General features: G+C 45.1%; 21 protein-coding genes. 4 read left to right on the top strand and 17 right to left on the bottom strand.

All coding sequences use genetic code 11. From position 1 onward, the window contains the following. Positions 1–7: 7 nt before the first annotated feature. From H6F63_RS08135 to H6F63_RS08105, 7 genes are all read right to left on the bottom strand, one after another. Positions 8–244: a hypothetical protein gene (locus H6F63_RS08135; RefSeq protein WP_190418939.1), complete on the bottom strand. Its 237-nt coding sequence runs from the start codon at positions 242–244 to the stop codon at positions 8–10. Between the two features lie 261 nt (positions 245–505). Beyond that, the gene (sppA, locus tag H6F63_RS08130; RefSeq protein WP_190636417.1) at positions 506–2,320 is read right to left on the bottom strand and encodes a signal peptide peptidase SppA; all 1,815 of its coding nucleotides are present in this window, start codon (positions 2,318–2,320) and stop codon (positions 506–508) included. A gap of 129 nt (positions 2,321–2,449) precedes the next feature. After that, positions 2,450–3,478, bottom strand: coding sequence for a type 2 isopentenyl-diphosphate Delta-isomerase (gene fni, locus H6F63_RS08125; RefSeq protein ID WP_190636415.1), 1,029 nt, complete (start codon positions 3,476–3,478; stop codon positions 2,450–2,452). A gap of 78 nt (positions 3,479–3,556) precedes the next feature. Further along, a complete protein-coding gene (gene pyrR / locus H6F63_RS08120) occupies positions 3,557–4,093 on the bottom strand; it encodes a bifunctional pyr operon transcriptional regulator/uracil phosphoribosyltransferase PyrR (protein WP_190418933.1) in 537 nt (178 codons plus the stop codon). Positions 4,094–4,239: 146 nt separating this feature from the next. Continuing rightward, entirely contained in the window at positions 4,240–4,857 is a 618-nt protein-coding gene (locus tag H6F63_RS08115) for a peptidoglycan-binding protein (protein WP_190636413.1), read from the bottom strand. 234 nt (positions 4,858–5,091) lie between these two features. Continuing rightward, on the bottom strand, positions 5,092–6,069 hold the full coding sequence (gene cbiB / locus H6F63_RS08110; protein WP_190636411.1) for an adenosylcobinamide-phosphate synthase CbiB: 978 nt from the start codon (positions 6,067–6,069) through the stop codon (positions 5,092–5,094). 53 nt (positions 6,070–6,122) lie between these two features. Further along, entirely contained in the window at positions 6,123–6,566 is a 444-nt protein-coding gene (locus H6F63_RS08105) for an Rrf2 family transcriptional regulator (RefSeq protein ID WP_190418927.1), read from the bottom strand. A 379-nt stretch (positions 6,567–6,945) separates the two neighbouring features. Between H6F63_RS08105 and H6F63_RS08100 the strand changes: the two genes are divergently transcribed. Beyond that, positions 6,946–7,359 carry an AbrB family transcriptional regulator gene (locus H6F63_RS08100; RefSeq protein WP_190418925.1) on the top strand — a complete coding sequence of 138 codons (414 nt, stop codon included), beginning with the start codon at positions 6,946–6,948 and terminating at the stop codon, positions 7,357–7,359. 177 nt (positions 7,360–7,536) lie between these two features. On the opposite strand, the gene H6F63_RS08095 is transcribed toward H6F63_RS08100, so the two are convergent. Both H6F63_RS08095 and H6F63_RS08090 read right to left on the bottom strand, forming a co-directional pair. After that, positions 7,537–9,483, bottom strand: coding sequence for a chloride channel protein (locus tag H6F63_RS08095; protein WP_190636409.1), 1,947 nt, complete (start codon positions 9,481–9,483; stop codon positions 7,537–7,539). 199 nt (positions 9,484–9,682) lie between these two features. Then, positions 9,683–11,302, bottom strand: a complete 1,620-nt coding sequence (locus tag H6F63_RS08090; protein WP_190636407.1) for a glycosyltransferase family 39 protein — start codon at positions 11,300–11,302, stop codon at positions 9,683–9,685. A gap of 390 nt (positions 11,303–11,692) precedes the next feature. On the opposite strand from H6F63_RS08090, the gene H6F63_RS08085 reads away from it, so the two are divergent. Next, positions 11,693–11,971: a hypothetical protein gene (locus H6F63_RS08085; RefSeq protein ID WP_199297879.1), complete on the top strand. Its 279-nt coding sequence runs from the start codon at positions 11,693–11,695 to the stop codon at positions 11,969–11,971. A 153-nt stretch (positions 11,972–12,124) separates the two neighbouring features. On the opposite strand, the gene H6F63_RS08080 is transcribed toward H6F63_RS08085, so the two are convergent. The 4 genes from H6F63_RS08080 to H6F63_RS08065 all read right to left on the bottom strand — a co-directional run bounded on the left by H6F63_RS08080 (position 12,125) and on the right by H6F63_RS08065 (position 15,375). Then, a complete protein-coding gene (locus tag H6F63_RS08080; protein WP_190636405.1) occupies positions 12,125–13,399 on the bottom strand; it encodes a recombinase family protein in 1,275 nt (424 codons plus the stop codon). Further along, complete coding sequence (locus H6F63_RS08075) at positions 13,396–14,019, bottom strand: type I restriction endonuclease (protein ID WP_190636403.1); 624 nt, start codon at positions 14,017–14,019, stop codon at positions 13,396–13,398. The genes H6F63_RS08080 and H6F63_RS08075 overlap by 4 nt, the downstream gene beginning before the upstream one ends. Positions 14,020–14,046: 27 nt before the next feature. Next, entirely contained in the window at positions 14,047–14,409 is a 363-nt protein-coding gene (locus H6F63_RS08070) for a VOC family protein (RefSeq protein WP_190636401.1), read from the bottom strand. Between the two features lie 477 nt (positions 14,410–14,886). Continuing rightward, positions 14,887–15,375, bottom strand: a complete 489-nt coding sequence (locus H6F63_RS08065) for a VOC family protein (protein ID WP_190636399.1) — start codon at positions 15,373–15,375, stop codon at positions 14,887–14,889. Between the two features lie 133 nt (positions 15,376–15,508). On the opposite strand from H6F63_RS08065, the gene H6F63_RS08060 reads away from it, so the two are divergent. Beyond that, positions 15,509–15,829, top strand: a complete 321-nt coding sequence (locus tag H6F63_RS08060; RefSeq protein ID WP_190636397.1) for a helix-turn-helix domain-containing protein — start codon at positions 15,509–15,511, stop codon at positions 15,827–15,829. Between the two features lie 2 nt (positions 15,830–15,831). On the opposite strand, the gene H6F63_RS08055 is transcribed toward H6F63_RS08060, so the two are convergent. The 4 genes from H6F63_RS08055 to H6F63_RS08040 form a co-directional block, all read right to left on the bottom strand. After that, a complete protein-coding gene (locus H6F63_RS08055; protein WP_190636395.1) occupies positions 15,832–17,337 on the bottom strand; it encodes a phenylacetate--CoA ligase family protein in 1,506 nt (501 codons plus the stop codon). Between the two features lie 264 nt (positions 17,338–17,601). Continuing rightward, complete coding sequence (locus tag H6F63_RS08050) at positions 17,602–19,839, bottom strand: PAS domain S-box protein (RefSeq protein WP_190636394.1); 2,238 nt, start codon at positions 19,837–19,839, stop codon at positions 17,602–17,604. A 179-nt stretch (positions 19,840–20,018) separates the two neighbouring features. Then, the gene (locus tag H6F63_RS08045; protein WP_190636393.1) at positions 20,019–21,791 is read right to left on the bottom strand and encodes an MASE1 domain-containing protein; all 1,773 of its coding nucleotides are present in this window, start codon (positions 21,789–21,791) and stop codon (positions 20,019–20,021) included. After that, positions 21,781–21,966: a hypothetical protein gene (locus H6F63_RS08040; protein WP_190636391.1), complete on the bottom strand. Its 186-nt coding sequence runs from the start codon at positions 21,964–21,966 to the stop codon at positions 21,781–21,783. Before H6F63_RS08040 ends, H6F63_RS08045 begins: the two co-directional genes overlap by 11 nt. A 168-nt stretch (positions 21,967–22,134) precedes the next feature. Between H6F63_RS08040 and H6F63_RS08035 the strand changes: the two genes are divergently transcribed. Further along, on the top strand, positions 22,135–24,270 hold the full coding sequence (locus H6F63_RS08035) for a serine/threonine-protein kinase (RefSeq protein ID WP_190636389.1): 2,136 nt from the start codon (positions 22,135–22,137) through the stop codon (positions 24,268–24,270). Positions 24,271–24,282: the final 12 nt, after the last annotated feature.

Raw genomic sequence — 24,282 nt, 5'->3', positions numbered from 1 at the left:
CCTAATATTATTGCCGCTTCAGTTGGAAAGTGGCACCCAGCGCCGCTCCCGCTCCTGCTATCAAACCCATACTCATGCCCTGAATAGTTTTAAGAGTGGGATCTTGCAATAGGCACTCTGTGGTAGGTGTTTTAGCTTGCAAACACTGATGACTTTCTATCCAGTTCGAGACGCCTCCCACCAGTACCCCAGCAGCACTACAGGAAACAATCAGCACGGTAAAGCGGTTGGTTTTTATAACCATAGATAGATGTTTTAATTTTTGTAAGGAACTAACTGTTCAGTCTACTCTACTCTTAGGCAGAGTGTTACAGTAAATTCCACAATTCTGAATCTTTTTTCCGTACTCCGGAAAATTTTCCCTTTTAGGCTCAGCCTAAGAAATATCTCTGGGAGGCGACCGCCTTAAGAATAGCCGAAAGCAGGCTAAGGCGGTCGCCTCATCAATAGGCGTTCCCAGTCAGAGACTGGGAACGAGAATTCACTCAAGCCGAAAGCAGAAAGTTTAATCAATCCGCAGGCTATAGGGCAAGCGGGCATAAATGCCTCTGGGGTCGTTCATCGCCTTGAAAGTCGCCAACTCCTCTTGTAACTTTAGGAATTCTGCTGTCAGCGGATCGGGCGCTTTCTTAGCTTGAGTGCTTTCGTCACCACCAAGCTGCTTGAGAAGCCTTTGTTCAAAACTGCGAGCTTTGGGATACTCTTCCAGTTGCCAATCATTCCCCAACTTAGCTTGCTTAGCAGCATACTCAATAGCTTTATCCACACCACCAATATCATCAACCAAACCTAACTGCTTGGCATCTTGACCTGACCAAACCCGTCCTTGGGCAATTTCTGCCACTTTGGTTCTTGGTATCTTGCGGGACTCTGCCACTTTGGTAACAAACTGACCGTAAATTTGGTTCACAAATTTCTGGTAAATCGCCAGTTCTTGCGGCGTTTTCGGGCGAGAAATGGTTTGAGAATCGGCCAGGTTGGAGGTTTTTACCACATCCCAGGTGATGCCGTTGTTATTGGCAAGCTTTTGCACATTTAGCAGCAACCCAAAGACACCAATCGAACCTGTGATGGTATTCGGCTGGGCATAAATTCGGTTGGCATAGGTAGCAATCCAGTAGCCGCCGGATGCCGCCATATCGCCCATAGAGACGACAATTGGTTTCACCTGACGAATAAGCCGCACTTCCCGCTGAATCACTTCTGATGCCGAAGCGCTACCGCCGGGACTATTCACCCGTAGCACTACCGCTTTCACATCTTTGTCGAGTCGCAAACGTCGCAATTGTCTGGCGAAGCGATCGCCACCAACTTGTCTAGAACTGCCTTCCCCATCAACTATCTCACCTTCGGCGTAAATTACAGCAACTTTATTCTCAGAAACTCGCTCCTTTGCTTCTCTTTTGGCAACCTTGGCGTAGGTACTGAGGCTAATTTGCCGAAACGATTTATCATCTTTATCACTGCCACTTAGCTTTTTCAGCTCTGCGACCACCTGATCCAGATAGGCAACCCGATCGACAAAGCCGCGTTTTTTAGCTTCCGGTGCTGCTAAAACTCCTTGAGTATCTGCGATCGCTTGTAGCTGTTTCGGGTTTAATTTACGGCTTTTGCTCACCGTCGTCAGAAATTCTCCCCATAAATCACCCAGCAAATTTTGAGTTTGTAGTCGATTTTCCGCACTTAATTTTGTTAACACATACGGCTCTACCGCTGACTTAAACTTTCCTACTCGCACGACCTGAACGCCAACGCCGTACTTTTGAAAAGCTCCTGTCAGGAACATAGATTCCGAGCGCAGACCGTTCATTTCCATCATCCCCAATGGGTTAAGCACGATGGTGTCTGCTACGGAGCTTAAGTAATACTCCTTTTTACCCAAATCCATGTTGTAGGCAATAATCTTTTTGCCAGATGCTCGGAATTTTTCCAACGCCGAACGCACTTCCTTGAGCGTCGCCAACCCGGTTCCAGAACTAGACGACTCGCTGCCATCTAAATACAAACCGACAATTCGCTTATCCTTGGTTGCCTGCTCTATAGAATCCAAAACTGTTCGCAGAGTTAGTGTGTCAGGACTATCACCTGATAGGGCTTCGTTGAGAGCTTCTGAGGTGCTGGAACTCGGTTCGCTATCGGTAATATTTATAGACTGGTCAATAACCAGCACCGATTTATTATCAACTTGCGGCCCTGTATCTCTAGATGCAACTGCAACCAACAAAAATATTAGCCCAGTTGTCCCCAAACCAAAAAATAGGAGGAGTCCAAATAGGCTTCCGAGTGTGCTGGCAAAGGTTTGTTTTAGAAAATTACGCATTGGGGAAGGGGGAAGGGGGAAGGGGGAAGGGGGGAAGGGGGGCTGGGGATTGGGGACTGGGGACTGGGGGAAAGTGGGATTACCAATTCCCAATTCCCAATTCCCAATTCCCAATTCCCATCCCCAATTTCATCGTAATGGTTGTAGAGAATTTGAATGTTTCAGATCGGGCAGGGTGGCGTTACCAGTGCAGAATAATACAGTGGTGATTTCAGCGAGCAACACCTCAACTAAAGCGTCGAGAGCATCTTCTGATTCAACGGCTGCTTGTAGGAAAGGCCATGCTAGACCAGCTAAATCTGCTCCCAGCGCGATCGCTTTGGCGACTTCCAAACCCGTCCGCAATCCTCCGGAGGCAATTAAGGGAATATCGGGGGCAACTGCTCGAATATTTGTAATACATTCTGCTGTTGGCAACCCCCAATCAGCAAATGTTAATCCCAACCGTCGCTGCTGGGCATTTTCCGCTCGTTCACTCTCCACCTTTGCCCATGATGTCCCACCAGCCCCAGCAACGTCAATGGCGCTCACACCGACCTCGATTAACTTCACAGCCATTGCTGCTGAAATTCCATTGCCCACCTCTTTTGCTATCACTGGCACAGAAAGCTTATTGCACAAATCAGCTATTCTATCAAGCAAACCCCGAAAATTAGTATCGCCTCTGGGTTGAATGCACTCTTGCAGGGGATTGAGATGCAGAATCAGCGCGTCGGCTTCGAGCAAGTCAACTACGCGCAGACATTCATCAATGCCATATTTATAGTTAAGTTGTACTGCGCCCAAGTTACCAAATAAGAGAATATCAGGAGCAAGCGATCGCACCGCAAAAGTATCGGCAACTTGGGGATTCTCCACCGCCACCCGCTGGGAACCCACCCCCATCGCTAGTTTGTAGCGTTGCGCCACCTCAGCAAGACGATAATTAATTGTCCTAGCCTGTTGGGTTCCTCCAGTCATTGAAGAAATCAGCAATGGCGCACCCAGATGTTTCCTGAGAAACGTAGTTGATATATCAACTTCACTGCGGTCTAGTTCTGGCAAACAACAATGGGTGAAGCGGTAGCCCTCAAACCCACTTTTAGTCTGATGAAATTGCACATCTTCATCCAGACAAATCCGCAGGTGGTCTGCCTTTCGCGTCTGGGTTTCTCTCATAGCTCAAAAATCTATACTGGCAGGTTTATCGACAATCTCGATTGTCGCACCGACGCGATCGCTCACCCAAAACACCTCTCAAAACTTTATTAACTCCACCGCATCCCGTCCATCACTATCTTGCAAGTAAACCTTAACCTGTTCTTCCTTCGACGTTGGCAGTTTCTTCCCAGTAAAATCCGGATGAATCGGCAACTCCCGATGTCCCCTATCCACCAGAACCGCTAACCAAATCGCCGCTGGTCTACCATAATCATTAACCGCATTCAAAGCAGCGCGGACGGTGCGCCCCTTATATATGACATCATCTACCAGCACCACCGTCTTACCAGATAGATCGAAAGGAATGTCAGTTTTCGCAGGCGTTCGGATGCCAATTTGATCCAAGTCATCCCGATAGAAGGTAATATCCAAAGCCCCCACCGGAACTTCAACTTGTTCGAGTGCTTCTATCTGACGCGCCAACATCTGGGCTAATGCTACGCCTTTAGTGTAAATGCCTACTAGCACTAGCTCAGACAAGTCTCGTGACTTTTCCACCACCTGAGAGGCTACGCGGTTAAGGGTACGACGGATTTCGTCGCAAGAGAGAATTTCTACAACTTCGGAAGACATATTAAATCTACGGATTTAGTAGGGCATCTGAATCATAATCGTTGTAGTTTAATTGAAAAAGCCGTTCTATTAAACTTATTTGTTTAGAAGCGGTCGCCTCGTTTTCTTAAAACTAGCTGTGCGGCGGTCGCCGCACAGCTAAAGAATTAGTCAGCTGCAAGCGCTGATTTGGTACTCTGTCCTACCACTCCGTCAGCATATAGCCCATTGGCTTGTTGAAATCTTTTCACAGAGGATTCTGTTAACGAACCAAAGTAGCCAGTAATCGGCCCGTTGTAGTAGCCTCCGCTTCTCAAAACTTGCTGAAGCGTAGTTACACCAGAACCGCTGCTTCCACGTCGTAAGGTGCTGCGACCAAAACCACCACCAGTTATAGGACTTTCACCACCACGACCTTCTAGTGCGGCTAAAGTTCTAGAGCCAGCTATGCCATCTGCTATTAATCTATTGGATCGCTGAAATCTTATCACAGCTGCCTTAGTCAGATCGCCATAATATCCAGTGACTGGGCCATTATAATAGCCTGCGATTTGGAGATTTCTTTGCAGGGTGGCTACTTGAGAGCCGCTATTGCCTCTCCCAAGTGCCAGGGCATTACCCGCTGTACCCACAACGGCTAAGGTGAGGGCAAGGGATAGCAAGCGAAAACTTGCTTTTTTAGGGAAGTTTTTCCAATTCAGTCCTGGGAATAATTTAACTTCGCGAGCCTGAGATTGAGAATCTTCGTAGGCGGTGGATAGGTGAAGGTATGCAAGAGTTTCCATAGTTTTAGTGCAAAATTTTTACAGGAACTTAAAAAGTAAATACACCCAGTTGGATTTTGAATAGGCTCCATTTCCCTAGAAGGAATTCTAGGTTTACGAACCCGGAAGGCGATCTAAATCCATATCAGGGCTTGAAACTATATCCAATCTATGCTACTGCCTACTTAAGTACCATCGCCCGATGGATTCACCCAAACGGGCGATCGCATAAAAATAATGATGATGCCTGGTGATTTATACGGACAGTATTATTAAGGTAGCGATCGCTATTCCTAGCCAAATCAGAAAGCAATACCGCGTTAGCTGCAATGCTCGATGAATTTCTACTGAAGTAATCGGGTTAATCCCATCTCCCAGTAGGGGTTTGTGTTTAGCAACGCCGCGATACCAGTTTGTTCCTCCTACTTGGACTCCCAAAACTGCGGCATAGGCGCACTCACTCCAACCAGAATTAGGACTGGGATCTTTAATAGCATCCCTCTGGCACACGCTCCAAACATACCCCGGCTTTCGGGATATTAAAGCTAAAGTAATTACAGTTAATCGGCAAGGCAACCAAGTAAGAATATCTTCTAATTTGGCACTAAACCAGCCCAAATCTGTGTAGGGTGCTTCCTTGTAACCAACCATAGAATCAAGGGTACTGGCAGCTTTGTAGGCAAGGGCAAGGGGAACAGCTTCCACATGGGGTAAAAATCCTCCGACAATGGCATAAAAAAGTGGTGCCATTACTCCATCGGTGGCGTTTTCTGTTACGGTTTCCAAAACAGCGCGGAGGATTTCTGATTCTGATAAATTTTCAGTATCGCGTCCTACATATTGACTCAATTTGGAACGCGCAGTGATAATATCGCCTGAATTTAGAGGTTGCAATACATCTTCAGCTGCGGCTCGCAAACTGCGACCAGCGAAACAACTGGCAAGTAAAATACTCTCTAGAGCAATTCCGATTAAAAGATGTAGCGAGTTGGCGGCTTGAACAATTAACCACCCTACAAAGTAGCTGCCTAAGTTTAGCCCAACTGCGAGAATAATTCCCGCCCATCGCAGTGCGAGGGGATGCTGCCATATTTTGAAGACTATTTGGGTATAGCGAGAAATTATCCAGCCCATGACTCGTACTGGATGAGGCCATCCCCAAGGATCGCCGATGATGTAATCAATACTGGCAGCGATCGCTAAAACAACAAACAGCGATGGGTCAGCAGTCATTGGTTCCTAGTTTCTAGTCTTCAATCTATTTAAGAATGACTAATGACTAATGACTAAACAACAAAACTGGTTTCTTCCCCTTGGGCTGCTTGCCAGCTACGAGCGTCATAGTATAAGTCTGCCAATGTAATACTGTACAACGCTTCTTTAAGTTTTTGGTGCAATCTGTGCCAAAGAGTAAATGTTACCCAATCTTCCGCAAGCTCTGCGTCTGGGGTGTGGCGAGGTAGCGGTTCGATTGTTTCGCCTACTGCTTCTAATATTTGTCCGAGGGAAATTTTTGCAGGTTCGCGGGACAGTTGATATCCTCCATGAGCGCCTCGAACTGACTTGACTAAACCAGCTCGTCGCAATTCTATCAACAATTTTTCCAGATAGGGTGCGGGGAGGTCTTGCCGATGCGCGATCGCTTTTACTGAAGTCGGTCTATACCCTGGTTGTAAACTTAAATCCAGCAGTGCCTTTACACTGTAGTGTCCGCGAGTTGTCAGCTTCATACTGGTAAAAAGGGTATTGGGAAAAAATGATTGGGGATAATGACTTGGAAATTAACACTCGCCATTCCCCATTCCCCGTCCCCCATTCCCCGTTCCCCTACATCCTACACTCTTTAATCTTTTTTCACATTGATGCTTTCAAAGGAACAACCATCATTGACTTACCTGAGTTGTTCACAAGGTACAGATATTTATACTTATTCAACACTCTGATAAAAAAAGTTCTCCTTTAAAGAATACAAATATATTGAATTAATAAAGCGATATCTGTATGATATAGTTTTATGAGCTGATATAAAGCTAAGGTTTTTTATTCTTAGCTACTGTCAAGCTAAAACACCATCCCCGCCCTCCATTACTTACTTCTCGTTGCAAGTTGATGAATAAAAAGAAAAAAATCGAAACTCTAACTGGTGAGACGCTAGTCAAGAAAGTTAAAGAGTTAGAAAACCTCAGCAAGGAAGAAAAGGCAAGAGCCTGCGGCTACTACACCGTTACAAAAAGCGGCGTAGAGCGAGTAAATATGATGAAGTTCTTGAATGCCCTTATTGATGCGGAAGGGATTGAGTTAGACGGCAAACAAAACGGCAATGGACGAGGAGGCCGCAGTGCCAGCTATAGAATTAGCGTCCAGTCTAACGGTAATTTGCTGATAGGCTCTGCTTATACTAAACAGATGGGTCTCCAATCTGGGGATGAGTTTGAAATATCTCTGGGACGGAAACATATTCATCTGCGACAACTTGACCGGGAAGAAGGAGACTTAGACGAAGAATTAGAAGAGGCATCCTGATTCAGGGAGTCGTTAGTCATTAGTAAAAACGCCTGACGAATGTAGAGACGTTGTATACAACGTCTCTATACCCGGTTAAGGCAATATGTAAATTGGCTTTTGCAGGAGATGCGGTGGGAGCGACCTGCAAAAGCTAGTTATTAGTGATCAGTCGCAACTTCATAACTAATAACTAACTTAAGCAGTTTTCTTGAGCGGCGGTAAATTTAACTCTTTCGGCAGTGTCACAGGGAGATAGCGACGCAATGTTTTGCGAGTAGCGGCAACACTGCACGCCAAAGCAATTCCATCTTTTTCCAAGACACCTAATACATGATGAGGATTATTCGGGTCAACAACTGGTAACTGGTGGAGTCCCCGCGCCGCCATCCGGTCTAAGGCATCAGCCACAGGTTCATCAGGAGTTGCATACAGAATTTCGGTTGTGCAGATATCAGCAAGCGACTGATAAGCCAAATTGTCGGTCGAGTTGGTAGCGGCGCTGCTTAAAACGCTGGTTTGGGCTGAGGAAATTACAGGCGATCGCGCTACAGACATCGCTCGATTAATATCCTGTAAAGTGACAATACCAATTAACTGCTGGGTGTCGTCAATCACTAAAGCACTGCGAGAACGACTATTAGTTAAAGCTAAACCTGCCTCTAAAACTGAAGAAGAAGCAGCCAGCATCAAACAAGGTGTTTGCATTGCTTCTGCAACTGGCAATGAAGTTAAGATTTCCTGTTGAGAAAGGTCTTTTTCCACATTAATATCCAGCTGCTGGACGTTTTGACCTTTGGTTGGCGCTGGCTTGAGTCGATCCACCAACCAGACACTTAAGCCGACTGCTGCCATCAGCGGCAAAACAATCCGGTAGTCCCGCGTTAGCTCAAACAGTAGCAGAATCGATGTCAGGGGCGCTCTGACACTGCCTGCAAGGACTGCTGCCATCCCCACCATTGCATAAGCAGGTGGTGCGGCAATGTGGGCGGATGCAGGCGCTAACACTGCTGCCAAAATTTTGCCGTAAGCTGCCCCCACCGAGGCACCCAGGAACATCGCCGGGGCAAAGATGCCGCCCACCAAACCACTACCCGCACTAATTGCTGTCAGCACTAGCTTAAAGACCAGCAGGGTAAGCAGTAACCCCAAAGAAAAATCAACATCCTGAAGCATGGCGGCAATTGTTTCATAGCCGATGCCGAGAATTTGGGGTAGATGTAAAGCCACTAAGCCGAGACTTGCACCGCCAATTACCGGACAAAGCGATCGCGGCACCCTTTGCATCCATTCAAAACCGGCAATTTGCCCGCGAAAGAAACGCCGCGACAGTTGAATTGACTGGGTGTAACCCAGCGATACCAAACTCGCTAATATACCCAGTCCCATATAAAGAGGTAATTCTAGGGGACTGCGGACTTCATATACTGGCAGAGTGAAAGCTGGTTGACCGCCCAACCCAATCTGAGCAATCAAAGATGACACAACTGCTGCTAGCAATACCACACTTACTGCTGAAGTGGCGAAAGTCGTTCCCAGCACCACTTCTAAGGCAAAAAATACCCCAGCAATCGGTGCATTAAATCCAGCCGCAACACCAGCAGCTGCCCCTGCACCCAAGAGTAACTGCTGCCTCTCTCTGGAAACTTGCAGCACTTGACCCAACAGCATCCCAAAATTAGCACCAATCTCCGCGCTAGGCCCTTCCGGCCCCAAGGAGGCTCCCGTACCCAAGGAAACAGCAGCTGCGACCATCTTCGTAACTGGTCGCAGGGGTAACAATTCTTTCGCGCCTTGTGTAGCAGCAATTAGTGAGGAAATGTTGGGGCCAAAGTCAGGCCAAGCAAGCCGCATTAACCCAACAATTAATCCGCCAATTGTAGGAACGCAGGCTAGAGTCCACGCACCCCAGCCGGAGATTAAGCCCATCAAATTCTCCAGCATCAAGCTGTGAATCAGATGTATTAAGTAGTGAAATGTAACTACACCCATTCCTGTGCCTGTGCCAATTAAGACAGCCAGGAGGAGAACCACCGTTTCCGGTGAGGGTTGGATGTGGTTGATAACGTGAGTAACGCGAGACGCAGGGGAAGCAGCTGCGGATGATTCCGACAGCAGGACATCTGACGAAGTAGTGGCGGTCATTGAGGAGGTTTGGGAGTAAAAATGAGAAGAAGCTTAATTTTTATTTATAAATCTCATTCTAACCGCGAGTTATCAGCTATAAGCTATAAGCTATAAGGTTTTTATTGAAAATGGGAATTGGTTTATTTTAAGGTGCGTAAATATACTCACAGGCTTAAAGAAGCCTGCCTTCGCAGGCTTCTTTTGTGTAGCCACGACTTTAGTCGTTAGGCTTCTTTGTAATTAACAGCCAACCCTCTGCCTTGTTAATCGATTTCACACCCTGGAATTTCAGCTTGTCAAAGGTGGGTTGGTCAACTAATAAATAAGGTGAAGGTGCTGTTTTCCAAAGTTGTTTGAGTTGTTCGGGTGTATTGGGGATGACTTGGCGATCGCTATAAAAATTCAGAGAAGGACGTTCATCGGGAAAAGATGTATAAATCTTTTCACCGATGGGAGTGCCGCGCTTAACTATGGCAGCAACGGGTTTAACAGGATATTGTTCTGCCAACTCCCAAACCCAGTGAGAGGATGTCATAAATATTGTCAGCGTCACATAGGTTCCCCAAAACAAAATTGGGATGAATTGCAGATTTTTTCGGGACACTAAAAATGCTGCTACAAGTAAAGTCATAGCAGCAGATGCCAGCACCAGTGACAAATGCCAGTCTAGTTTGGGAGCGAAAACCGCAAAATAAATACTCGCAACAATAGCAACTAAACCCATCACTGTTAAACAAGGTGTCCAAAAGCGGGGATAAGATTGACTGCTGGGCCAGTACCAAACTTCAGCTAGTTTTGCACCACAGAATAAAGCTAATGCTGGGTAAATTGGCAACACATACCAGGGAAGTTTGGTTCCCATCACCGAGATGGCAACTAAATAAACCCCACCCCATACCAATGCTAATTTTGCCCAGCTTGAAGTGCGATTTTCCCAGGCGAGACGAACCCCTTGGGGAAAGAAGAGTAACCAAGGCCATGCGTATTTTAAAATTTCCAGCAAGTAGTACCAGGGAGGCCCAGCGTGATTCTCAACTGGTATCCAAATCCGCTGCAATGATTGATTGAAAATGCCGATGTTGATAAACATCTGCTGGTAGCGCCACAGCTGGGCAGCATACCAAGCCGCAACTGGCGCACTGCCAAGCAGCAAACCGCCCCAGAGATAGGGAGAGGTGAGCAATCTGGGAGTATCCCAAGCCAAAAATATTAATGCGATCGCGCCCAGCAATAATCCCAGAATGCCTTTAGTGAGGCAAATCAGCCCAAACCCCACTCCGGCACCCAGTGCATAGCGCAAGTCTCGACGACTTCGCAACACGCACCACATCATAAACATCAAAAAGCACAACACCGCCCCATCCAACATCACCAGTCGCCCATGACGCACCACTGGCACTAAAGTTAGATAAGTCAAAGCTGAGAAAAGAGCTGGAATGCGTTGCCGAAATAATTCCCGACCAATTCCATAGAGCAGTGGCACTGAGAAGGCTGTTAGCATTGCCCCAGGCAAGCGCGATGTCCACTCATTGACACCGCCAACCTTGTAAGCTCCGGCAATCAGCAGATGCACCAGAGGCGGCTTATTTAGATATTCTGTACCTGATAGCGTCGGATAAAGCCATCGCCATGAGCCTGCTGGTGCCTGCAAAATTTCACGCGCAACCTGAGCAACTGTACCCTCATCCCAATCTCGCAAAGGTAGTCCGCCTAAATTAATCCCAAACAAGACAATAGCCGCTAGGAGCAACCCCAAAACCCAAAGCCACTCAACCCATCTGTCAGCCCCAATAATCTTGTTTTTTGAACGGCCCCAAGCAAAAGTTTGACGATCCATATTTAACAACGCTCGTGCTATCTAGCGGCAATCAGAAGCAACTTCCTGCGATCTAACTCTTTAAATCATCTGATGAGGATCGCCTATAGCAATTCCAGGGTTGGGTGCGATACATCTGTAGGGATATAGCATTGCCATGTCCCTACCAACATGGACTGAACGTCAGAACCGCGATATATTGCACCCAACTGAGAAACGCTATAGTAAGTTTCCATCTACTATTAAAGTTTGCATAAATCTATAAATAGAGCCGCATTTTCTATCTTAAAGCGGCTCGACAAGACTTCTGTTAGGCATACAGCAATAATGTATGGAAATGCTATCGGAGAACTAAATCATGTTTAATGTAGTCTAAACTAGGCAATAAAATCAACTTTACGAAGTTTGTATATGGATGCGAAACTATCAATTGGTCGTGCTGCTTTGGTAGCTGTTGTTTTGGGAACCACTCTGGGTGGAGGCTTTTGGGCTGGTCAAGCTACTGCACAGCGTGAATATCAACCCCGGATGCGGTCTGCACTAGCTTCTTTGAAAGAAGCTAAAGCAGATTTGGAAAAAGCTTCTACCGATAAAGGAGGTCATCGGGCAGCAGCGCTACGTTTAACAAACCAGGCAATTACAGAAGTTAATAGAGGAATCGAATACGACCAACAAAATTCTAGACGCTAAAGTGCTAATTGTTTTTAAATCCATTAGGGATATTAAATAAAGGGATTGGGGATGAAATCTCTGATTGAGCGGGGGTTCGTCCCATTATTTATTTAGTTAAAAAATATAAGATTTACTGCTTTAACGGACGCAATCTGAACTAAGAGTTAATTACTAAAAGATAAAAACCAGCTTTAGCTGCCACGCTTCCGCCTGTCGGGTAATTTCAATTTGACGAATGAATTCTCGAAAGTAAAATCTTCGCTCTGATTCTGATAAGTCTAGCCAGAATTGGGGGATGGAAACTGCTTGCGCGATCGCTTGCAAATTTACTGGCGGCAAACTCGCTAACTTTCCTTGTAGTTGAGATATTTCTGTGCGAAGTTTGTAGGCGCGTATATCTGCTGTTTCTGAATCCAAAATGCCATTAGCAGTTAAATTAGGCAATTGAGCTAAAATATCTTGTTTTGTAGCAATTTGACTTGTAATTGCGCTCTTAATTCCATTCATATTTGGTACATTCATCCCCGCTACTGCAAAAGGTAAATCCTGACAAATTCTCTCAATAGTTTCTTGCAAAACTTGCTCGTAGGAAATTGCACCACATTTAGGCTGTTTGTTGCACTTGGTTGGACGCAAATAGAGATATTCTCCCTGTTTGCCACGAGTTGTAACGCGAGTTATCGTCATCGGTAACTGGCACTCCCTACACACAACCAACCCCGCCAAAGAACGATTTGCACTTGCTGTGCGAGGTGGCAAATGGCGGTTACGGCGTATTAGTCGGTCAATCTGTGCCGCTTCTTCCCTGGTAACAATGGGGACATGAGTATCCGATAGAACCTGACCATTTTGATAAGCTGTGTCACCCCGATAAGCTGGGTTAGAGAGCCAGCGTTGTCCGGTAGATACGGAAATTTTCTTACCGTATTTCTTTTCTAGATACCGCACCGCACCGCGCAGAGAACCGTAGAGTAGATATTGTTCAAAAAAATCTTTCACCACAGGCGCTGCACTGCGGTCAAGTATGTAACGGTCTTTACCTCGCTTGTAGCCGTAAGGAGCTTTTCCCGGCCCCGGCGCAGCTTTGAGTCGCCGCTTTGCGTGTCCTTTACGGAGGCGGCGCGATCGCTGGCTTTCCTGAATTTCTTTTAATAATTCTAGTGGTGTTTGATTATATCCTACTGATTCAGTGGTAATGAGTTTGATGCCGAGAGATTCAAGATTGGAGATGCGATCGCATACTTCATCAACCGAGTCTCCCAATTCTTCTAAGCGTCGAATCAGCAGATATTCAGCAGGTTCTGCTTGGCAATCTTTTAACAACTGTTGCAGCTGATCCCGACCTCCCAAATCTTGATAAACCCGATCCACCTCCCAACCCCACACATTCGGATTAGGTGTTGATTCCAACAAAGGATCGCTGTACAAATACGCAATAATATTCATTGCACTAAGGCGGCAAGGTGCTTTAGTATACTAAAAACACGATACAAGTCATTTCCTCGCCGGATTGAAAAATCATAGGACATATCGTATTGCGGTGTATCTTGTTTGATCAGCTTCAGAAAAATGAAATGGCTGCCATTTGTGACAAATCCAAAACACGGTTTTTCCAGGTTAGGGTTGCCTAACATATAAGCTAGAGCTTGGGGTATCCCTGCGTCTAGGGATAAGCTACTACGTTTAGACTCAATGACGAATATCCACAAATGGTTTCCTAAAATCAGAACATCAATATCTCCCTTAATAACTTCATCCTCATCTTCGACAAAGATTTCTACTCCTTTTTCTCCGTCTATTTCAAAAGGAGGCTGATAAAAACCTGCCAATTCCAGCAGCGGAGACAGTACCACCATTTTGACGATACTTTCTATCATTTGCTGGCGTTCAATCAAATGAAGAAAATTGCTTTTAATACGGTCTAAAGTTTCTTTTTCTATCTCGGATATTTCGGGCAAATCAGCTAACCATTCGGTAAAAAATTTGTCATCAGTCACCCGTTGCAAGTCAAATTTATCTATCAGATATCCGATGGTGATTTTACTGGCTTGGATTGTTTGAACCATATTTTTTTCAGTAGTTATTTGTCATTTTTATACCTGACTCAATTCAATTATATTACCGTCTGGATCTTGGGTGAAAAAAGCTGCTCTACCAGAGGCACTCATTTGTACGGGACAGTTGTTATTTATAATCTGCTCTTTAGCAGCATCTAAATTTTCCACAGAAAAAGCTAAGTGTCGGTTGCGACCTAACTTTTGGGAATTTACCATATCCGATGGTATAGAGTCAGCGACAATCAGGTGAATTTGAAACTCGCCGACTTGATACCATGCTCCCGGAAATTTAAGCGTTCTATCTATTTTAGATAATCTCAGTACCTTGCCATAAAAATGTTCTGCTCGTTCTAAGTCAGAAACGAGAATAGCTGCGTGGAGGCATTGGATAATTTGCATAGCTGGTTTGGTTAGAGATAGGCGTAATTTTAATTATGCAGCAGGTTAGGGATGCGCGATCGCTCTCAAACCAGAGAAAATCCAAATTAGCCTAACTCAGTGAATGCCATTCAGAGTTAGCTTGAAGAAATAAGCTAAAAATTACTAATAGCGATGCAACTATAGCAGTCCTAAATGATTCATGAAGGCAAGATAGCCGACTTATTACAGAAGTCGGCTACCTAAAGGGCTGGCTCACAACTCAAATAGGATTGCTATAAATCGCATTCAAATAAAATTATAAAGTCCGAAATTTTATATAAGCCAGCTACTTCAGCGGAACTGCCAGAAGGTGATTCAGAACACTGAATTTACGCTTCCCTGCTGAGCCTGACAACCTTTTCTTCTGAGGCTCTCCCTCACTCCACAAACTGAAAAAAAGCGAGGCTTAAGCCTCGCTAAAAGCGTTAATAGACTGAACTTAGGAGCAAGAAATTATCAATTTTTACTTGTTAATTTTTCTATACCGTAACGCTCGATTTCGCTTTGCAAATTCAGCGGCGCAACTATTGCCTGATTTTCAAAGTTTCCCCAATCTTCGCGGGGGATATGCCAGGTAATTTCAAACTCTAAGCCATCAGGATCTTGACCATAGACTGATTTGCTGGCACCGTGATCGCTAGCGCCTCGAAAATAACCGTTATTTTTGAGAATTTGAGCAGAGTTTGCTAAATCTTCAATTGTCTTTACTTCCCACGCTAGATGATAAAGTCCAATTGTTCCCTTTGGTGGAGATGGAGCATTAGAACCCAAGGCTATTAATCCCAAATCGTGATGATTTGTTGAGCCTTTTACTCGCAGAAAAGCCATCATTCCGTGTAGACGAGATACTTCTTCAAAACCAAAAACTGATTGATAAAACTCAACTGAACGCTCAAGTTCGCGAACATAAAGGACTGCATGGTTTAAACCTGTGACAGGAATCATAAAATTAACCTCATTGAAACGTAAAATCTTGACTAACGATTTTTGGATGTATTTGGATACTTAAATTTTAAGAACAGTAAAGATAGTATGTAAAGTATGCACTTTAAAGTAAGCTAGTACCCAAAAAGATACTATGGAAGCCAAAAGCCAGAGTCACGAGAGAAAGACTTGTCCGGCGGAAACCGCTTTAAAAGCGATTAGCGGACGCTGGAAGCTTTTTATTTGGGGAGAACTACTGACAGGAGTTAAACGGTTTGGTGAACTGCAACGAGCATTGGATGGAATCACCCAAAAGATGCTCACGCAGCAGCTTAGAGAAATGGAGGAAGACGGAATTATCCATCGGGAGGTTTATCTGCAAATCCCCCCCAAAGTGGAATATTCCCTAACACCTTTAGGGGAAAGTTTGAAACCGATTATCGATGCTATGCACGAATTCGGAACCCAGTTGTGAAATTACTTGCGGGTGTAGCGGTGCTTAACTCCGATGGGAAAATACTCAGGATCGCCAGTTAGAGTTAGTGTAACTTGCGGCATTTGGTATTCTACGGGGACGTAGTTAGCAAATTCGCTGTTAAGCCGTAGTAACTGTTTGAGAATGGAGGATGCGATCGCATCTTGCTTCTGTTGACTTTGTTCCACCCCAGGCGCTAACTCCACCACAACCGACAAAAACCAATTCTTATCTGCATCTTCCTTAACTTGCAATACGAATTTACCTGTCACCCACTCTCGAATAATTGGCTGTTCCAATCCCACCGTCACATTTTCCGGGTAAATATTCGCGCCGAAGTAAGAAACTGTAAAATTGGAGCGCCCGAAAACATAGACAAAAGGTAGAGGATGAATTCCTCTCCCACCTTGTAGCTGCAATATTTCTACAGGATTGAATCCCCACTCTGCCAAGAACTGGAGCATCGCATCATAAGAGATTAAACCCCCCGTATCCAAAATGTTATAGCGCACCAAGGGAATACCGTTATCGCCAGAAAACAGCAACGTGCTATCAATAACCTCGAAAAAGCGGCTCAAAGGGTCATACTGTACCAAGGTAGGTAAGCGCGATTCACCGAACAAAGTACGAGACGCATCTGGATTATTTGCTAAAAACCTGCGAATGCAAATACTAAGAGGTGTTTCGTTTCCTAAAACGCCTGCATCTGCTGTTCCATACAGCGAAGCTGAGTCATAGCAGGGATTACGGGAACCAACTCGTTCACCTACAAGACTACGCCATTCTTCACTAAAAACTTCTCCAGTAAAAACCATTTTTATTTGATATTTTTGCCACTCTACACCCCGTGCAATGCCGCTATCAATAACATCCTTAATAAACGGCGGGTATCCCAACAGTACAACTTGCTCAAATGCTGAACCAAGTTCCTGCACAACTCGGAATATTTCTTCTTTGTTATTTCCGGGAGTAATAACAGTAATGGGGTAGCCTTTACTGGCAAGATAGCGACAGCAATTTGTTGTGTACATTCCCCCCACCCAAGTTCCCAAAGCAAAGCAAATTACAGCTAAGGTGCGGCGCGTGTCAGCATAAAAGCTATCGTAAAAAATTTGCTCAAAACGTGTAGCAATCTGAAATTCATCACTCAAAAAGCGAGGACAAAATGTAGGCTTGCCAGTAGAACCTGATGAAACAGCAATTATGTCGCAGCTTTCTAATTGCCCATTCCGGCACAAGTCTGGGAGTGAGTGACGCGACAGGTAATTCTCTTTAGTAATCAGGGGAAGCTTTTGAAAATCCTGGTAACTTTGAATAGATGAAGGATTGACACCCTGTTCTTTCAGAAAAGCTTTGTAAGCGGGTATACTAGCAGCAACATCCTGAAATAATTGCCTAGCAGCAGCTTCTGGAGAAGAATTGCAATGCTCTTCAAGTAACTCCTGAAAGGGTGTATTTAGGAATGCTTGAAAAGCTATAATTGCCCGTTGACTTTGTTCTTCCTGCATTGTTGCCTCTCTTTTTTGAAAGTGCTTCCCCTTATAGTGCTGATCGCTAGTAAGTTGGGTTGAGCCACAGCGAAACCTAACAAATGATCATGTTGTGTTGGGTAATGCTCACCTCAACCCTAATCTACTAGCGCGTCTATCCTAATTTGTTGGGTAAAGCAAGCCTATAATCTTGGAAATTTGGATTTTGAGAATTTTATCAATCCAGCATTTCAGCCCTTACGCGCTACTACTAACTGCGATTTTCTTGGTGAACCTTTGTACTTAAATTTCAGTTTCATCTAACACATGGGGCGGTTCCTGATTTGGTTGGTAAATTGGAATTTCGATGATAAACTCGGTGCCCTCTCCTGGTGCAGAAATACATCTTAAATTTCCGCCGTGTTTTTGTACAATAATTGAGTGCGAAATTGATAAGCCTAAACCTGTACCTTTGCCTACTGCTTTTGTCGTAAAGAAGGGGTCAAATAGCCGCTTCCTTACCGATTCTGGCATTCCTGAGCCATTATCATAAATTCGGATTGAAACTTTGTCTTTTTCTATAACTTCAGTGTGAATACGAATCTGGGGATTGTCAGCAATTTTTCCATTTACAATTGACAACTGACGGCTGGCTACTAACTCTTCCAAAGCATCAATTGCATTGCCAATGAGATTCATGAACACCTGATTAAGTGGCCCGGCGTAGCACTCAACAAGGGGTAACTTTCCATATTCTTTGATTACCTGAATACCTGGATGATCTGGACTTGCTCTTAGACGGTTATGCAAAATCATCAGAGTGCTGTCGATACCTTCGTGCAGATCAACACCTTTCATCATCGCTTCGTCGAGGCGAGAAAAGTTTCGCAAGCTACGCACAATTTCACAAATGCGTTGCGTTCCCACTTTTATTGAAGATAGCATTTTGGGCAAATCTGACCTAATAAAATTGAGGTCAATGGCTTCTATTTCATCCAAAATTTCTGGTGTGGGATTGGGGTATTCTTGCTGATAAAGCGTTACTAAACCCAGTAAATCTTCGGCGTAATCCCAAACATGGGGTAGATTGCCGTGAATAAAGCTAACGGGGTTATTGATTTCATGGGCGACACCAGCAACTAGCTGCCCTAAACTAGACAATTTTTCGGTTTGAATCAGCTGGGATTGTGTCTGCTGAAGTTCCCGCACGGTTTGTTCCAACTGAGTCGCTTGTTGTTTTAATTGGGACTCTGCGTGCTTGCGTTTGGTGATATCATTACAAATGCTAACTAGCCCGATAATCTTGCCAGTTTTGTCTTTAATGGCATCAGCACGAAGCGAAATTGGTACAATGCGATCGCTCTTTGTTTTAATCTCTACTTCCCCCCGCCAAGAGTCACCTTTCATCACTGTAGAAAACACCTCTTGTACTACCAACGAATCGGTGTAAACTATCGCCTGTCCCCCAGCATTGTTTAGTTCATCTACAGTGTATCCAAACAAATTTATAAAAGCATGGTTGTGATAGATGGAAGTGCCATTAATATCGGTCATAGCAATTGCATCGCTAGAAGATTCTACGGCCTTTCTCAGCAATAAAAGTGCTTCTTCTGCCAGTTTCTGCGCTGTAATATCTCTGGCAAAAACTACGACACCCCCAATATTTCCCTCGTCATCATGCCAAGGAACTCTATCTAGATTAAGCCAGATATTTTCTCCTGAGTAGGTTTTTATTTTTTCAATGATTCCAAGTCTAGGCTTTCTAGAATTGATTACTTCTAGGTCGTTTTGATGATATTTTGCTGCTTGAGCAGGATAAATATCATAGGTAGATCTGCCTTCGATATCTTCCACGTTCATCCCCATCCATGCGGCAGCAGCTTTATTTATTTTTAAAATTCGATTTTCTCTATCTTTGAACCAAATCATCGCTGGCATGGCATCAAGAATGATTTGTTGATGTTGCTTTTCAGAGGAAGTGCTAATTTGTCTTTTAAGTTGGGCGTAAGCGTTGCTTAATAAACTTATAGTATTTTTCAGTTCCGCTGTACGTTCTTCTACTCTGAGTTCTAATTGTTCATTTGCTTTCTCTAGCGCTTCCTGGGCAGCTTTGCGCCGCGAGATGTCTTCGATAGTTGCTATAAAATAGTCTGGTTCCCCAGAAGGTTTAAGCACAAGAGACTGAGATAAATTAATCCAGACACAAAAACCGCTTTTGTGGATGTAGCGCTTCTCAATTGAGAACGTCTGAATTTTGCCTGTCAATAGCTGACTTATAGATGAAAGATTAATATCAATATCGTCCGGGTGGGTAATATCTGTAAGCGATAAAGTTAGCAATTCCTCATGGCTATAGCCTAAAATCTTACAAAATTTTTTGTTAACTCGCAGCCACCCTCCATCTAATGCTATATGGGCAATGCCAACAACAGTTTGCTCAAAGGTAGCATGGAATCTTTGCTCGCTCATCAGTAGAGCTTCTTCTAGTTGCTTCAGGGCAGCTTCGTTAATCAATTTTTGGCTAGATGTATTGATTTGCATTGCTTGTCAGACCTATATATTTTACTAATATAAGAATTGCCCCCTCTATCTGTTTAAGGCAATACTTTAATTCCCAGTGTGATCGAAAACACATTAGAATGATTTTGTATCACTGTAATCAACCAGACGCTAAGCGATCATAGCCACGCGCCGAAACCGTTTGCCTAAGCCACAAAATTTTAATTTTTATGTACAATCGGAATTTCAATAATAAATTGTCTTTCCTGTCCAACTTCTGAAATACACTTTAAATTACCTTGGTGTTTTTCTACAACAATCTGATAGCTAATAGCTAAACCTAAACCAGTGCCTTTGCCTATTGGCTTCGTAGTAAAAAACGGGTCAAATAGTTGTTTTTTCACATTTTCAGTCATACCTGAACCATTGTCTGCAATTTTAATAACTGCTAGATTGTCGTCTCGAACTTTGGTAGAAATCGAAATTGTAGGGATTGGGGACTCTTGAGTGGTGACTGGGGAATGGGAAATTGAGGATTGGGGATTAGGAGGTGAACAGGTGCACTCGTCCCTTAGTCCCATGTTCCCAGTTTCCAGTTCCAAAGCATCAATAGCATTGGCAAGAATATTCATAAATACTTGGTTTAGTTGTCCTGCGTAACACTCCACTAATGGCAGGGAATCATACTGTTTGATCACCTGAATACCAGGATGCCCAGATCGGGCTTTGAATCGATTTTGTAAGATTAGCAGAGTGCTATCTAGCCCATCGTGAATGTCAACCGACTTCATTCCTGATTCATCTACGCGGGAGAAGTTGCGTAAAGACAGGACAATCTGTTGAATTCGATTAGCTCCCACCTTCATTGAAGAAAGCAGTTTAGGTAGGTCTGTCATCAAGAAATCAAGATCAATAACTTCTTGTTTATCTTGAATTGCTGCAACGGGTTGAGGATAGTGCTGCTGGTAGAGGGAGAGGAGATTGAGCAAATCTTGGGTGTATTGATCTGCGTAGGTGAGATTGCCGTAGATGAAGTTAACAGGGTTGTTGATTTCGTGGGCAACTCCGGCGACCAGCTGCCCCAGAGAGGACATTTTTTCGGTTTGAATTAGTTTAGCTGGAGTTTGTTGTAAATCTCGTAAGGTAAATTCGAGCTGAGCAGCTTTTTCTCGCAAATTGGTTTCTGATTGTAGCATTGCGTTCTGCGCCTGTTCGCGTTCTGCGATCGCTGCTGCCAAAACCAGAGTCGTGACGGCAACGGCACCGATAAACGAATCCAATAATAAAAGTGATTCGTTGCGCGACTCGCGGACAAACGGACCCAAACCTTTGACCGTACCCAAAATTGCCATTCCGGACACCATGAGGATTGACAGCGTTGCGCCGCGTTGACCAAACCGAAACGCCGCCCATACGAGTAGGGGAATCAGCATATATTCGATGGAATACCCATGCCTAAAGGTGATATAGCTAACGAACATCACCAGCGCTCCCAAAAGTACAGCCTCAACGAATTTTAGATTTTGGATTTTAAATTTTCGATTTTTAAATTGCTTGCGGGTTTTACCTGTTTTTAGCAACGCCCAATCCAAAATCGGCAATCTAAAATTTGAAATTGGTTGGCTCCAAATTAGCAGCACTGGTGTGAAGACGAGAACGCCACCTACATTCCCAAGCCACCAAGTCCACCAAATCGCTTTATAAGCACTCCAAGGTGCAATGCCACCCAGACACATACTGGTGGTGCCGAAGCTGGCAGCTACTAACCAGATCAGCATCCCTCCAATTAATACAAAGTTAAAAACGCTACTCACCCGATTTAGCAGATTGCTGTACCCGATAAATCGGTGTATTAAAAAAGCACCCAACACCGGTGTCAAGGCATCTCCCACGGCACAGCCACTAGCAACTGCAAACACCACGGCTGGCGATCTGTCGATCGAAGTGCTGACGGCAAGGAACTCCTCCAGCCAGATACCAGGCTCAAACGCCATAACCCAGCCGTAGGATAGCTGCCAAGGCGATACCTGCCGGAGGCCAAACTGGTGTTACGTTTCCAGGGAGGGAAACCAGTAAAAGCCCAAGTTTAGCAGCACTATAGTAGATGACAGCAACAAACACCACGGCTGTCAACCGTACCGCCGATTTGGGCAATGCAAAAAATTTCATTTTTAATATCTAACGCCACGATATGCCTCGAATTTAGTATTCCCACTGAGGCAGGGGAAAGTAGATTTGAAGAATACAAAGAATTATTTTTAAAGACGGAGCAGTTGGTATATTCTCGGTCAATTTGTTATACCTAACTTGAATCTTCCACAGAATCGCCCCAGGTTAATGATGCCCCTGTATTGCACCAAAGGACACGAGAATCCCACCGATTGCCGCTTTTGTCAGCATTGTGGCGAACCGCTGCCGGAGTTCGTCAGCAATAATATTGTGACCGGGATGATTTTAGGCGATCGCTATCGCATTGTGCGCGAACTGGGGCATGGTGGCTTTGGACGCACTTATCTGGCGGAAGACTTGAACCGATTCAATGAACCTTGTGTTTTAAAGGAATTTGCTCCCAAGGTTCAAGGCGCTTATGCTTTGCAGAAAGCTGAGGAACTATTTGAGCGAGAGGCGGGCGTACTCTACAAGCTGCGACATTCGCAAATCCCCAACTTTCGAGAAATGTTTCGGGTGAACCAGCAAAGCAAAGGATATCTGTTTTTAGTACAGGACTATGTGGAGGGTCAAACCTACCGTTCGTTGCTCGATGCTCGAAAATCTCAGGGGTTACGGTTTAGTGAAGGGGAAGTACGCCAAATTCTACTGCACATTCTGCCAGTGTTGGAGTATATCCACTCGCTGGGGGTGATTCACCGCGATATTTCTCCAGAAAACATGATTTTGCGGAGTTCCGATCAGCTTCCGGTGCTGATTGACTTTGGCGGCGTGAAGGAAGTTGCAGCAACGGTGGAATCGCAGTTTACTTTGGGAAGTGGCAATTCCCCGCCTTTGATCGCTACTCGCTTAGGAAAGCGGGGATACGCTCCTGACGAGCAGATGGACAAGGGATTGGTTTTTCCCAACAGCGATTTGTACGCTTTGGCAGCAAGTTTGTTAGTTTTGCTTACGCTCAAACAACCCCACGAGATAATTGATAGCGAGACGCTGAAGTGGAACTGGCGGCGGGAAATTAATCTTAGTCCGATGCTGGGAGATGTCCTGGATAAAATGCTGTCTCGGAGGATAAGCGATCGCTACCAATCTGCCAGAGAAGTTCTCCAAGCTCTCTCTGTCAATATACCTTCTACTGATTTGCCTCCTACTCAGCCCCCAGCGCCACCACCGATAGAACCCACACAGGCTGTTTCTCCTCCCTCATACCGCCCCCATCAACCGCCAATCGCCAACCTTCACGCTCAACCCTCCCATCAACAGAAAGGGGAGCCGCTTACTGCGAAACCCCAACCTACAATCCCCAAACGCCAATCCCCATTTGTCGGCATATTAGGTAAAATTTTGCTGGTGGCGCTGGTGATTACTGGTGCTACTGGACTCGGCTGGTGGGCTGGAAATTTGTGGATACAGTCGATGACTGGTTCCGAGGACAAAGGATCTGACTCTAACTCCTCAGATAATTCCACTGCGCCAACCGATCAGGAAAATCCTTCGCCGCAGTATTCGGCGGCGGAACGCGATCGCAAGCAACAGCTGCGCGATCGCCGCATTAGTTTGGGTGTTGACTACAATTTCTACGTAAACTGGGTAAATGAAACTTTCTGGACACAAAACCCAGAACAACGGGGGAAAATTCTCGGCAATGGTTCAGAATTTGAGCAATTGCGCCTGAGTTGGGATCAAACAGCCGCCCAGTTGCTCGATAAGTTGGAGCAGGCGAACTTGAGCGGTGCGTCGCGCCAGCGCTTGGGAAGCTACCAGCAGGAAGATCGCGATCGCTTTAAGGAGCAAGTCAACCAGCTGCGTCTTTCCAGCCGCGCCCTCTACGACCTAGCTGATGTAGTATTTTTCCAGCTATTCCCAGAGCAGCGCGGTAAAGATTTTCTCGCACAACCGATTGGTCAAGTATGGCACGCGATAGTTGCCGAGAAAGTCAAGGCATTGCAGGCTGGAGACGCTTTAGAAACCATTCGCTTCGATCCTGGCGCGGTTGGGAAACGAGTCAGAGGCACCCTCAAACCCAGAGAAGGCAAGGCCTTCATCGCCAACTTTAACAAAGATCAATTGCTGGCACTCACTTTCACAAATAATCCAAAACTCCGCCTTTCCCTTTATCCTCCAACCACCGCCGTTCCCCCACTGCTGGAAGACTCGACACAAACAACTTGGTCGGGAAAACTTCCTCAATCAGGCTACTACGAATTTGTAGTAATTTCTGAAAACTCTGAACCCGTTGATTATCAACTCGACCTCGGCGTGGAAACCCCTGCTGCAACGCCCTCTACATCTACTGCTCCTCAGTAATCATCTTTTGCC

It is taken from the genome of Trichocoleus sp. FACHB-40, from assembly GCF_014695915.1.
GTDB lineage: Bacteria > Cyanobacteriota > Cyanobacteriia > Cyanobacteriales > FACHB-T130 > Funiculus > Funiculus sociatus.
The sequence above is the reverse complement of the archived record's forward strand: the minus strand, read 5'-3'. Positions and strand labels throughout refer to the sequence as shown.